Raw genomic sequence first — 11,376 nt, 5'->3', positions numbered from 1 at the left:
GAGGCGGTCAAGAAGCAGGCGGGTGCGTACACGACGGGCGGTGTGACTCGTCAGTCGGGGCCGGGTCGGTATGAGACGGCGGTGGCGGTGTCGGTGGCGTCGTTCCCGACGGCGGGCGTACCGGTGGTGTATCTCGCGAACGGGCGAGGCTTCCCGGATGCGTTGGCGGGTGCGGCGGCGGCGGGGCACTTCGGTGGTCCGGTGCTGCTGACGGAGCCGGGCGCGTTGCCGCCGGTGGTCGCGGCGGAGCTGGCGCGTCTAAAGCCGCAGAAGATCGTGATCCTCGGTGGCACCGGTGTGGTGACGGAGGCGGTCAAGAAGCAGGCGGGTGCGTACACGACGGGCGGTGTGACTCGTCAGTCGGGGCCGGGTCGGTATGAGACGGCGGTAGCGGTCTCGGTGGCGTCGTTCCCGACAGCTGGCGTGCCGGTGGTGTATCTCGCGAACGGGCGGGACTTCCCGGATGCGTTGGCCGGTGCGGCCGCGGCGGGGCACTTCGGTGGTCCGGTGCTCCTGACGGAGCCGGGGGCGCTGCCGCCGGTGGTCGCGGCGGAGCTGGCGCGTCTAAAGCCCCAGAAGATCGTCATCCTCGGTGGCACGGGTGTGGTGACCGAGGCGGTCAAGAAGCAGGCCGAGACCTACGTCAAGCGCTGACGACAGAATTCACGGGATTCGGAGTTCGTTGATCGGTTCTCGACGGCTCGCCAGAATCGCCGGAGCGATGGCAGCGACGAGAGCCGTGTTCACAGCGACCACCGCCAGCGCTCCGGTGAAGGTCGCCCCTGGCCAGGGGTCGCCACTCGCGGCGAGCGCGACGAGCGAGATGCCGATTCCGATCCCGGTGCCGATGACGCAGAGCACCGCGGTTTGCATCAGGAGGAGGGTGATGATGAGCGCGCGACTCGCCCCGAGCGCCCTCCTCCGGCCGAAATCCTTTCGCCTCATCAGCACCAGGCCGTACTGCAGAACAGCGACCAGAAGGGCGGTCAGAGTGAGGAGAGCGATCACGAGGCCTCGGGAGAATCCGCGGAGTTGCGCGTCGATTAGTCCTCGCAGATCGGCCAGCGCCTCACTCGTCTGTACCTTCGTCTTCGAGGCGTCTTCGACGCCGAGCAGAGATACGACTGTCTCACTGATCGGGCCGACGAGTTCGGGTGACGTGGCGATGACGATAAGGACAGCGATTCGCTCGTCGCCATCGACGGGGTGTGGGACCAGCGCCAGAGGCTCGAATCTCCGAAGAAATTCTGGAACCTCAAGTCGCCCGCCTATGCCGAAGGCGCCGCCCGAGTCGACGATTGAGACTCCACCGACGAAGTCTGGAGTGCCGAGCTGCTCCGCTGCCTGATCCGACTCCCAAACCAGGGCGCCTGGTAACGGGGACTCATGGGGTATTCCTAGTCGCTCGAGGTCGGCGCCGTAGGCGAGGCGAACGGGAACGTGCGCCCCGCCTGGCACGCGCGAATTGGTGGCATCCACCGCAGCCGACAAGCCCGCGGCCCACTCGATCCCTTCGATCCCGTCGATCCGGTCGAGAACGTCGGCGGTGAGGTCGGAATCGGGATCGGCGCGGATCGTTATCGAGCGCGTGCCTGCGGAGTCGATGGAGTTGAGAACGTTCTGCTCGGCACCGACGGTGCGCCCGGTGGTGAGCATGACGACGACGATCATGCCCACGACCATCAGGACCGTGATGATGGAAGCCACCGGTTGGGAGCGGATCGCCGCTCGCGATTCGCGGAGAACAGGACCGATCACAGTGTGATCTCCCGGTCGCACGCGCTCGCGACCTCGGGGGAGTGCGTGACGATGATGACAGCGGCCCCCGCGCGGGCATGATCCTGCAGTGCCTTGACGACGACGCTTGCCGTCGTCGGGTCCAAGTTTCCCGTGGGTTCATCGGCTAAGAGAATGTCCGGCGCGTTGAGGAGAGCCCGGCAGAGAGCGATGCGCTGTGCCTGACCCCCGGACACTTGCCCGGGTTTGCGTTGCGCCGGCACATCGACACCGAACCGCGCGAGAAGCTCGTGTCCTCGCGGCTCGAGAGCGTGTCGAGGCAGTCCGCGGTACAGAGCCGTCTCAGTGACGTTGTCCAGCACGGATCGCGTGGTGTCGAGGCCGGCATCCTGAAAGACGAATCCGAACCTTTCGGCGCGCAGATGCGCGCGCTGCGCATCGCGGAACACACGGCTCGAAGTCCCATCGATCAACACGTCCCCGCTGCTCGGCTTCAGCATGAGGCCGAGCAGGTACAGCACCGTTGACTTTCCGCGGCCAGACCGGCCCGTCAGCGCCGTTGTCGAACCGGCGGGAAATTCTGCCGACCAGCCTTCGATGAGCGGATGATCGGCGTCGTACCGGAAGGTCAGGTCATCGGCGCGCAACCTCATGCCGGTCGCGGACCTCATTTCGTCGCACTCCCGGGGATCTGTACACGCAACCCCTGCCGCGCCCCGGTGATCGCCGACATCCCTTTCGCAGACGCAACGACCTTCACCGCGACCTCACGCCCGTCCTCATCGACAACAGCTGTCGATCCGTCTGCGACGGTCACCAGCGCCGCAGAGGGCACGACAAGTCCTTCGACTTCGGCGACGACGATGATCCGTGAACGGAGGGCGGTCGTGCCCGTAGGCGGTATCTCGCTGCACGCGGTTGCGCAGATGACCTCTCCGTCCGGTGCGCTCAGACGGATATCAATGGCGCCTTCGTCACCGCGCAGTTGTTCTTCGGCGGTCGCCTCCCATGTCTCTCCGCGCGGAGAGGTGATCTCGACTTTCGTTCCGGTGGGCATCATCGCCGCCTGAGCCTCGGTGACGGGGATCTGGAATGTCGGAGCGGGCGAGAGTCCGCGTACGACACTCTCGCCCCCGGTGAGCGTTGCCCCGCGATTGATCACGGCGGTGTCGAGCGTCACGCGCGCGGGTAGCGACGGCACAAAGATGACGTCACCGACGTCGACCATCCCCGACGGTTGTGCGCCAAGCGTCCTCTGCCAGCGGCTGACGGCGCCCTTGGTTCCCTCGCCGAACACCCCGTCGATGCTGCCGCCGTACTGGCCGCTGTCGCGAAGCATCTCCTGCAATTGGCGAACGTCCGCGCCCGCGCTGTCGAGACCGAGGGATCGGAACATCGGAACGGCGCCCTGAGCGACGACGACCGGACGCAGATCGACGGTGTAGAGCACGGTGCCGGAGGTGACCGCGGTGCCTGCTTCGACGGCGATATCCGTGACGATACCCGCGGCACGGTTGGTGCCGATGGGCTGCTGCGCCCACTCAGTCATCGTGTTGAGGCTCACCGCGTACCCGACACTGCCGTGTTCCACCGCGACGAAGGAGTGTCCCGCCGAGGACAGAGGATCGTCGGCGGGACGGAGGACCGTCACGACGGCCCAAGTACTCGCGGCACCGATCACCAGCAGGGCGATGGCCGCGAGGATCATCGCACCGCGCAGGCGACCGCGAGGCCGTCCGGCGATGTCCTCGCGGTATGCCGAGTCGACAGGTGATGACGACATCTAGTATCCCGGCCGAGGGCACTCTTCGAGAAGTGCGAAGTACTCGTCTTCGGTGACCTGGGAGTTCGAGGTCGTGTACACCTCCGCGTACGGGTCCCATGCGTTCCCATCGGCGAGTGCACCTTCCACGAAGGTCTGCTCGCTCGGTGGGCTCCCTGGATCGAGGCCCTGACCGCGGATGCACTCGGCCGTGTCCAGCTCCATGAGATAAAGCAGCCTCAACTCGGGTTCGGTGAGTGCGGGGGCGATCTTGTCGAGTCCGTTCTCCTTCGCGCACTCCGCGAGGTCTGCGTCATACGGCTCTTCCTGTCCATCGGGGACGTTGCTCAACACTCCGCCGTCGCCGGTGACGTCCGCGTCCCATCCGTGATCGACCATGCATGACGCCATGGTGCTGCCGAACTCTGGATCGATCCCCAGATCCACGCTTTCCGCAGTCGCGCGCGGCTCCGGGGCTGAGCTCGCGCATCCTCCGAGGAGTAGTGCGGGGGTTGCGATGATTGCGCTGAGTAGCACCGCTGCGGTTCGCTTCATCACCGACCTCAGTAGCTGCAGTCGTAGCCTTGATATACCCAACGGGAGGCGCTCGTGTACGCTGATCCGCTCTGCTGATCCTCGTTGGGGCTGTTCACGTAGCGGCGGGTGGCGACGGCGCCGTTGCCCCAGGTTCCGGACTTGGTTCCCGTTCGCGCCGTCCCGGTGATCTTCAGCGTCACGGTGTTCGTAGCGGAGCCTTCCACATACGCGTGCATGGGCCAGTAACAGTCGTGCGGGCCGTAGTACGTCGTCATCGCGGCGGCGGGCAGCGCGGTGAGCGCGACCAGTGCTATCGCGCTGAACGTTCCGATCAGCCCCAGTCGAATCTGCTTCTTCGTTTCCATAGTGATGGCCTCTCCCTATCGTGAGTGATGTGTAAAACATTACTGACGATACGGGTAGAGGTGAGAAAAGTATGTCCCCCTTCTGGGGGACATACCCGTTTTGGTGGCGGTTGCCTCAGCCCTCGAGCGCAGCCGAAACCACGGCGCGCGCCTCGGCCTGCACCTCGGCGAGGTGCTCCGGGCCGCGCAGGCTCTCGGCGTACAGCTTGTAGACGTCTTCGGTGCCCGACGGTCGGGCGGCGAACCAGGCGTGCTCGGTCTGCACCTTGAGCCCGCCGATGGCCGCGCCGTTGCCGGGGGCGTGGGAGAGCTTCGCCGAGATGTCCTCACCGGCGAGAGTCGTCGCCGTCACGGCCTCGGGAGCGAGCTTCGCGAGCGTCGCCTTCTGCTCGGGCGTGGCGGGAGCATCGACGCGCTGATAGGCGGATGCGCCGAAGGCAGCCTCCAGCTCGCGGTAGCGCTCCGACGGCGTCTTGCCGGTGACGGCGATCATCTCGGCGGCCAGCAGGCACAGCAGGATGCCGTCCTTGTCGGTCGACCAGACGGAGCCGTCTCGACGGAGGAAGGATGCGCCGGCCGACTCCTCGCCGCCGAACGCGACCGAGCCGTCGAGCAGACCGCGCACGAACCACTTGAATCCGACGGGCACCTCCAACAACCGCCGGCCGAGTGACTCGGCGACGCGGTCGATGATCATCGACGACACGAGCGTCTTGCCGATCGCGGCATCCCGCGGCCAGTCCTGCCGGTGCGAGAACAGGTAGTCGATCGCGACGGCCAGGTAGTGGTTCGGGTTCATCAGCCCGGCATCCGGGGTGACGATGCCGTGCCGGTCGGCATCCGCGTCGTTGCCGGTGAGGACGTCGTATGAGCCCTTCTTCGCGACCAGCGAGGCCATCGCCGAGGGCGACGACGGGTCCATCCGGATCTTCTCGTCCCAGTCGAGAGTCATGAAGCGCCAGGTCGGATCGACCTCGGGGTTCACGACGGTGAGGTCGAGATCGTGCATCTCGGCGATCAGCGACCAGTACTCGACGGATGCTCCGCCCAGGGGGTCGGCGCCGATGCTGACCCCGGCGTTGCGGATCGCGTCGATGTCGATGATCGAGGGCAGGTCGCGCACGTAGGCGTCGCGGAAGTCGTAGCCGTTGAGCCCGTCCCAGTCGACGTCGGCGAAGCGCACGAGCTTGACGCCCTCGAGCCCCGCGGCGATCAGCGCGTTCGCCCGGTCGGCGATCCAGCCGGTGGCATCGGTGTCGGCGGGTCCGCCGTGCGGCGGGTTGTACTTGAAGCCGCCGTCACGCGGCGGGTTGTGCGACGGGGTCACGACGATGCCGTCGGCGCGGCCCGGGTCGTCCGCCGCGCGGCCGCGGTTGTACGTGAGGATCGCGTGGCTGAGCGCCGGCGTCGGCACCCACGAGTCGCGCGAGTCGACGCGCACGTCCACGCCGTTGGCGAGCAGCACCTCGATCGCGCTGCGCTCGGCCGGCAGTGACAGCGCATGCGTGTCGCGACCGAGGAACAGCGGACCGGCGATGCCCTGGGCGGCCCGGTAGTCCACGATCGCCTGCGTCGTGGCGAGGATGTGGTTCTCGTTGAAGCTGTTCGACAGCGACGACCCACGGTGGCCGCTGGTGCCGAACACGACCCGCTCGGCGGCGACGTCGGGGTTCGGTGCGCGGTCGTAGTAGGCGGCGATCAGCTCGTCGACGTCGATCAGGTCACTTTCCTCCGCGGGGAGGCCGGCACGGCTGGTCATCTCTTCAGTCTGCCCCCTGATCGGCAGGATCGCATCCGCGAAGTCATCCGCATATCGGTCTGTCAGCTGGGGGATAAGGTGAAACCCGTGACTGAACGCCGTACCTACAGCTATCTGGGCCCTGCCGGAACCTTCACGGAGGCGGCGCTGGAGCAGGTGGCCGAGGCCCGCGGTCAGCAGTGGCGCTCCGTGCACAACGTGGGCGAAGCTCTGGCCGACGTGCTCGAGGGCCGCAGCGACGCCGCGATGATCGCGATCGAGAACTCGATCGAGGGCGGCGTCTCCGCCACGCAGGATGCCCTCGCGACGCTCCCCGGCCTCCGCATCATCGGCGAATACCTGGTGCGGGTGAACTTCGTGCTCGTCGCGCCGCGGGGGACCACGCTCGACCAGGTCGAGGTGATCGCGGCGCATCCGGTCGCGTACGCCCAGTGCCACGGCTGGCTCGGCGCCCACCTCCCCTCGCACTCGCACGTGCCCGCATCGAGCAACGTCGCATCCGCGATCGGCGTCCTCGACGGCACGCTGCCCGCGCAGGCGGCCATCGCGGCACCCGGCATCGTGACCCACTACGACGTCGACGTGCTCGCGGAGGGCATCGGCGACAACGCCCAGGCCGTGACTCGCTTCGTCCTCGTCACCCGCACGACCCGTTCGCCCGAGCCGACCGGGGCGGACAAGACCTCGCTCATCGTGGAGCTCCCGCACGACCACCCCGGTTCGCTCCTCGAGATGCTCGAGCAGTTCTCTACCCGCGGCATCAACCTGTCGCTCATCGAGTCGCGGCCGATCGGCGACGAGCTCGGCCGCTACCGGTTCGTCATCGACGCCGACGGGCACATCGAGCACGAGCGCATGGCCGACGCGCTGCTCGGCATCCGGCGGTTCAGCCCTCGCGTGGTGTTCCTCGGTTCGTACCCGCGCGCCGACCGGCAGATCGTGCACTACCCCGAGCGCTACTCCGACGACATCTTCATCGAGGCGCGCGACTGGTTGCGCGGCATCCTCTCCGGCGAGCCCGACGTCTGACGTCACCCGCCCGACCGCCCAGCACGGTCAGGCGGATGCCGTGGTTCAGTGCTCCTGGAAGCGGGGCCAGTCGCTGCCCGGAGCCATATGGGAATGCAGGGAGCCCTTGGCCGAAGCGAGGTTCGGGTACGTCCCGGTCGCCTCGTCGGAGCCGACCATCGTCACCGTGTAGCCGGCGTCATCGTGGCGGATGCTGCCGACGACGCCGTTGCGGCCATAGGCGACCCAGAGGGCGAGAGTCTTGGTGGTGCTCATCATCGAACTCCTTCTGCTGCTGCCGACAGTGCGATCGCCGAAGGGGCGGCGCCCCTGTCGACGGCACTGTTCGTGACGCTACGCCTGAACCGGCGGGAAAACCAGGGCTTGACAGGTGATCAGCGCGCGGCGGCGATGAGCTCGAGTGTCTGTGCGCGACCGGTCGGTGCGTCGTTCGGCTCGGCGTCGTAGGCGCCTGCGACCGGAGACAGCATGACCTCGTCGACGCCGTATCGTTCGGCGAAGGCGCGGATCTCCGCGGCCACGCTCTCGCCCATGCCGACGAACCACCGCGAGCGGGCGGCCTGCACGACCTCGTCGGTCGCCGCGTCGGTCTCGGCGGCGGCCGCCTGCTCGACGGTCTCGAGAGCGGCGAGCGGCTGGTTCAGGCGCAGTCGCGCCATCATGCGCAGCTGCGGGAGGGCGCGCGCCTCCGCCTCCTCCTGCGAGGGTGCGGCGACCGCGTTGACCGTGAGGAAAGTGCGCGGCTCCGGGTGCTCCTCGCTCGGACGGTAGCCGGTGCGGTACAGGTCGAGCGCGCGCTCGAGGCCCTGACCCGAGAAGTGGTTCGCGAAGACGTAGGGCAGGCCGTGCGAGGCGGCGAGCTGTGCCGAGTAGTCGCTCGACCCGAGCAGCCACACCTCGGGGGTGCCGGTCGCGGCGGGTGTCGCGCGCACGGTGTACTCGCCGCCCGAGGTGAACCGCAGCGCGGCGCCCTCGGCCGAGAGCAGCGCCGCGATGTCCTGCACGTGGCGGGGGAACTGCTCGACGTCGCTCGTGGTGCCCGAGCCGCGCAGCAGCTGCGTGATGACGGGGTCACTGCCGGGGGCGCGGCCGAGACCCAGGTCGATGCGTCCCGGGGCGATGGCCTCGAGCGCCGCGAACTGCTCGGCGACGATGAGCGGGGCGTGGTTGGGCAGCATCACACCGCCGGAGCCCAGGCGCATGCGGGAGGTGCGGGTGGCGGCCGCCGCGATAAGAACCGGGGGTGTGGTGGATGCCACCGACGGCATGTTGTGGTGCTCGGCGAACCAGTAGCGGCGGTAGCCGAGCCGATCGGCGGTCTCGGCGAGGGACAGGGAGGCGGCGATGGCCTCGGCACTGGTCTGGCCGGTGCGCACCGGGACGAGGTCGAGGACGGAGAGGGCGACGTCATTCATCCCGAGGGACAACCCGCCGCCGCTCTCCGGCATTCCCCGATCAGGCCGCGACCGGCGTGGCGGGGGTGGCGCGCGCGGCGCCACCCCCGGTGGATCAGGCGTCGATGGCCTGGCGCTGCTCGGTCGACTCCACGGTGATCTTGCGCGGCTTGGCGCGTTCGCTCACGGGGATGATCACCGAGAGCACGCCGCTGTCGTACGAGGCGCTGATGCCGTCGAGGTCGACGCCCTCGCCGAGCGAGAACTGCCGCAGGAACGAGCCGGCACCGCGCTCGCGGGCGAGCCAGCGCACTCCTTCTCGACTGTCGGCCGTGCGCTGCGCCCGGAGGGTCAGCTGGCCGCCGTCGAGGTCAACGTCGATCGATCCGGGATCGACTCCCGGCAGGTCGGCGTGCAGGATGTACCGGTCGCCGTCGCGGTACAGATCCACCGGCATCAGCCGGGGTGCGCGAACGGAGTCCAGCACGCTCGCGGCGAAGCGATCGAGCTGACTGAAGGGATCGAAGGTGAGTGCCATGGGGTGTCTCCTTTCGTGCGGCCCAGTTGGGCGGTGATTCGATGCAGGTTATCTGCATCTCGTGCTATAGATTTTTTATAGAACAACTTCGGAGAACTCGCAACCCGAGCTGAGGGACTTTTCAGGATGACGCACCGCGACTCACGCACACCGCTCTACGGCATCGCCGTGGCAGCTCAGCTCGTCGACCTTCCCGAGGCGACGCTCCGGTTGTTCGAAAGCAAGGGTCTGCTCCTGCCGGCGCGCAGCGAGGGCGGCACCCGGCGCTACAGCGACGACGACATCGACCGGCTTCGGCGCGCGGCGCAGCTGCGAGACGACGGCCTCAACATCGTCGGGATCGCCCGGGTGCTCGAGTTGCAGGACGAGAACGCCGACCTGCGCGAATCCCTCGCCGACGATTCCGCGTCCGCCTCTGATCGGGAAAGGCCCACCTCCCACCGCTCCTGAGCGTCGGGAAGCCATGCAGGGCGGCGATACGCTTCCCTCATGGAAGCAGGCATCTTCTACGTCCTCGTCGGCTCGGTCGCGGTGGCGGCGTTCGCGCGCTCACGAGGGTGGCCGGCGCCGCTGCTGGTGACGGTCGTGGCGCTCGCCGTCTCGTTCCTCCCGTTCGTCCCCGACATCGACATCGACGGGCACCTGCTCCTCAGCCTGGTGCTGCCGCCGCTGCTGTACTCGGCCGCGCTCGACGTCTCGTTCGTGGGGTTCAAGCGCAGCCTCCCGCAGATCCGCCGGCTCGGGATCTGGCTCGTGCTGATCACCGCACTCGCCGTCGGATTCGTGGCCTGGTGGATCTTCCCCGCGCTCACCCTCCCCGGCGCGCTGCTGCTCGGTGCGATCGTCGCCCCGCCCGATGCGGTGTCCGCCGCGGCGATCGGTCGCCGGCTCGGATTGCCGCGTCGCATCATGACCGTCCTCTCCGGCGAGAGCCTCATCAACGACGCCACCTCGCTCACGCTGTACCGGGTGTTCGCGGCGATCCTCGCCGGCGCCACGGTCTCGGTCTGGGGTGGGATCGGGCAGTTCCTGCTGGCCGTCGCGATCGGGGTCGGCATCGGCCTCGTGTTCGGGATCGTCCTGCACCAGCTGCGGATGCGCATCAGCGATGCGGTCGTGATCGGCACGTTCGGGCTCCTCGCTCCGTTCGGCGCCTACGCGATCGCCGAGCATCTGCTGGGCTCCGGGGTCCTCGCCGTCGTTGCGATGGGTCTCTACGTCGGGTACAACTCCCCGCGCACCGACTACACGACCCGTCAGCAGGAGAAGCCGCTCTGGCTCTCGGCCGACCTGCTGCTGGAGAGCTTCGTGTTCGCCTACATCGGACTGCAGTTCCCGCGGGTGCTCCGCGATCTCGGCAGCGAGTCGGTCGGGCACATCCTCCTGCTCTCGGGGGCCGTGCTGCTGGTCGTCCTGATCGTGCGGCCGCTCTACATCTATCCGACGAGCGCCTGGGCGAACTTCCAGGACCGCAGGAAGCTCGAACGGTGGGATCGCGGCGTGCAGAGCGGCGAGTTCGCGAAGCGGCACCGCAAGTCCCGACGCTGGGGGGACTACACCGCCGACGAGCTGCGCAGCCAGATCGTGCGCGACCGGATGGCGGGGCTCAAGCTCACCTGGAAGGACAGCGCCGTCATCTCCTGGGCGGGTATGCGCGGCGTGGTCACCCTCGCGATCGCGGTGGCCGCCGCCGACCTCGCGACGCTCGACAGTGAGGCCTCGCACGCCATCGTCGTGGTCGCGTTCATCGTCACCGTCGGCACGCTGCTGCTGCAGGGGCTCACACTGCCGCTGCTCATCCGGAGCCTCGGGATCGCCAGCGACGCCGATGAGAAGGAAGACGAAGCGGCGCTCGCCGACGTCAGGGCGAAGAGCCGCGAGGCCGGCAAGGCGTTCCTCGCCGAGAAGCGGGTCGAGTGGGAGGCGAAGTACGGCGAGGTCGACCTGAGTGTCTTCGATGCCTTCACGAAGCGCATGACGCGGGTCGAGAAAGACACCGACGAGGCGCAGAAGGTGGAGGATGCCGCGAGCCGCCCGTCCTACGACGACCTCGTCGCCCTGTCCCGGGGATGGCTGCAGGTGCGGCGCGAGATCCTCCTCGCCGAGCGTGATGCCGGCAACCTCGACGAAGAGGTGATGCGCGAGCTGATCGCCGCGATGGATGCCGAGGAGCTCGCGCTCGACACCCGTGGCGCGACCCGTCAGCAGAGCCGGGCATGACCTGAAACGCCAGAGCGCCCCGTCCCGAGAGGGGC

Annotated in this window: 13 protein-coding genes; 4 read left to right on the top strand and 9 right to left on the bottom strand. The window is 68.1% G+C overall.

Translation table 11 applies throughout. The features are described 5' to 3' along the window. A partial coding sequence (locus ACNPM4_RS18410) for a cell wall-binding repeat-containing protein (protein WP_448986656.1) occupies positions 1 to 654 on the top strand: 654 nt, incomplete at its 5' end. A 9-nt stretch (positions 655 to 663) separates the two neighbouring features. Here the strand turns inward: ACNPM4_RS18410 and ACNPM4_RS18405 are convergent. The 6 genes from ACNPM4_RS18405 to pgm form a co-directional block, all read right to left on the bottom strand. Beyond that, positions 664 to 1,707 (bottom strand): ABC transporter permease, encoded by a 1,044-nt coding sequence (locus ACNPM4_RS18405; protein ID WP_448986655.1) that lies wholly within the window; start codon positions 1,705 to 1,707, stop codon positions 664 to 666. 47 nt (positions 1,708 to 1,754) lie between these two features. Beyond that, the gene (locus ACNPM4_RS18400) at positions 1,755 to 2,390 is read right to left on the bottom strand and encodes an ABC transporter ATP-binding protein (RefSeq protein ID WP_448986654.1); all 636 of its coding nucleotides are present in this window, start codon (positions 2,388 to 2,390) and stop codon (positions 1,755 to 1,757) included. Between the two features lie 14 nt (positions 2,391 to 2,404). Continuing rightward, complete coding sequence (locus tag ACNPM4_RS18395; protein WP_448986653.1) at positions 2,405 to 3,520, bottom strand: peptidoglycan-binding domain-containing protein; 1,116 nt, start codon at positions 3,518 to 3,520, stop codon at positions 2,405 to 2,407. Then, the gene (locus ACNPM4_RS18390; protein ID WP_448986652.1) at positions 3,521 to 3,898 is read right to left on the bottom strand and encodes a hypothetical protein; all 378 of its coding nucleotides are present in this window, start codon (positions 3,896 to 3,898) and stop codon (positions 3,521 to 3,523) included. A gap of 164 nt (positions 3,899 to 4,062) precedes the next feature. After that, complete coding sequence (locus ACNPM4_RS18385) at positions 4,063 to 4,401, bottom strand: hypothetical protein (RefSeq protein WP_105711939.1); 339 nt, start codon at positions 4,399 to 4,401, stop codon at positions 4,063 to 4,065. Positions 4,402 to 4,516: 115 nt separating this feature from the next. After that, positions 4,517 to 6,160 (bottom strand): phosphoglucomutase (alpha-D-glucose-1,6-bisphosphate-dependent), encoded by a 1,644-nt coding sequence (gene pgm, locus ACNPM4_RS18380; RefSeq protein WP_448986651.1) that lies wholly within the window; start codon positions 6,158 to 6,160, stop codon positions 4,517 to 4,519. A gap of 78 nt (positions 6,161 to 6,238) precedes the next feature. Between pgm and pheA the strand changes: the two genes are divergently transcribed. Further along, positions 6,239 to 7,189: a prephenate dehydratase gene (gene pheA, locus ACNPM4_RS18375; protein WP_448986650.1), complete on the top strand. Its 951-nt coding sequence runs from the start codon at positions 6,239 to 6,241 to the stop codon at positions 7,187 to 7,189. Between the two features lie 45 nt (positions 7,190 to 7,234). Here the strand turns inward: pheA and ACNPM4_RS18370 are convergent, their stop codons facing one another. The 3 genes from ACNPM4_RS18370 to ACNPM4_RS18360 all read right to left on the bottom strand — a co-directional run bounded on the left by ACNPM4_RS18370 (position 7,235) and on the right by ACNPM4_RS18360 (position 9,121). Beyond that, positions 7,235 to 7,444 (bottom strand): methyltransferase, encoded by a 210-nt coding sequence (locus ACNPM4_RS18370; RefSeq protein ID WP_262001556.1) that lies wholly within the window; start codon positions 7,442 to 7,444, stop codon positions 7,235 to 7,237. Between the two features lie 119 nt (positions 7,445 to 7,563). Next, the gene (locus ACNPM4_RS18365) at positions 7,564 to 8,604 is read right to left on the bottom strand and encodes an LLM class flavin-dependent oxidoreductase (protein ID WP_448986649.1); all 1,041 of its coding nucleotides are present in this window, start codon (positions 8,602 to 8,604) and stop codon (positions 7,564 to 7,566) included. Positions 8,605 to 8,698: 94 nt separating this feature from the next. Next, positions 8,699 to 9,121, bottom strand: coding sequence for an Hsp20/alpha crystallin family protein (locus ACNPM4_RS18360; protein WP_029262455.1), 423 nt, complete (start codon positions 9,119 to 9,121; stop codon positions 8,699 to 8,701). A 126-nt stretch (positions 9,122 to 9,247) separates the two neighbouring features. On the opposite strand from ACNPM4_RS18360, the gene ACNPM4_RS18355 reads away from it, so the two are divergent. Continuing rightward, positions 9,248 to 9,571: a MerR family transcriptional regulator gene (locus ACNPM4_RS18355; RefSeq protein ID WP_029262454.1), complete on the top strand. Its 324-nt coding sequence runs from the start codon at positions 9,248 to 9,250 to the stop codon at positions 9,569 to 9,571. A gap of 39 nt (positions 9,572 to 9,610) precedes the next feature. Then, on the top strand, positions 9,611 to 11,341 hold the full coding sequence (locus ACNPM4_RS18350) for a cation:proton antiporter (protein WP_448986648.1): 1,731 nt from the start codon (positions 9,611 to 9,613) through the stop codon (positions 11,339 to 11,341). Positions 11,342 to 11,376: the final 35 nt, after the last annotated feature.

The organism is Microbacterium umsixpiens (genome assembly GCF_053543675.1).
This window is presented reverse-complemented; position numbering and strand designations above follow the sequence as displayed.

What these genes read in the sequence shown, in the direction of transcription:
- ACNPM4_RS18400 (WP_448986654.1), bottom strand. Translation starts at nt 2,390, where the DNA reads ATGAGGTTGCGCGCCGATGACCTGACCTTCCGGTACGACGCCGATCAT.
- ACNPM4_RS18395 (WP_448986653.1), bottom strand. Translation starts at nt 3,520, where the DNA reads ATGTCGTCATCACCTGTCGACTCGGCATACCGCGAGGACATCGCCGGA.
- ACNPM4_RS18390 (WP_448986652.1), bottom strand. Translation starts at nt 3,898, where the DNA reads ATGGTCGATCACGGATGGGACGCGGACGTCACCGGCGACGGCGGAGTG.
- ACNPM4_RS18385 (WP_105711939.1), bottom strand. Translation starts at nt 4,401, where the DNA reads ATGGAAACGAAGAAGCAGATTCGACTGGGGCTGATCGGAACGTTCAGC.
- pgm (WP_448986651.1), bottom strand. Translation starts at nt 6,160, where the DNA reads ATGACCAGCCGTGCCGGCCTCCCCGCGGAGGAAAGTGACCTGATCGAC.
- ACNPM4_RS18370 (WP_262001556.1), bottom strand. Translation starts at nt 7,444, where the DNA reads ATGAGCACCACCAAGACTCTCGCCCTCTGGGTCGCCTATGGCCGCAAC.
- ACNPM4_RS18365 (WP_448986649.1), bottom strand. Translation starts at nt 8,604, where the DNA reads ATGAATGACGTCGCCCTCTCCGTCCTCGACCTCGTCCCGGTGCGCACC.
- ACNPM4_RS18360 (WP_029262455.1), bottom strand. Translation starts at nt 9,121, where the DNA reads ATGGCACTCACCTTCGATCCCTTCAGTCAGCTCGATCGCTTCGCCGCG.
- ACNPM4_RS18355 (WP_029262454.1), top strand. Translation starts at nt 9,248, where the DNA reads ATGACGCACCGCGACTCACGCACACCGCTCTACGGCATCGCCGTGGCA.
- ACNPM4_RS18350 (WP_448986648.1), top strand. Translation starts at nt 9,611, where the DNA reads ATGGAAGCAGGCATCTTCTACGTCCTCGTCGGCTCGGTCGCGGTGGCG.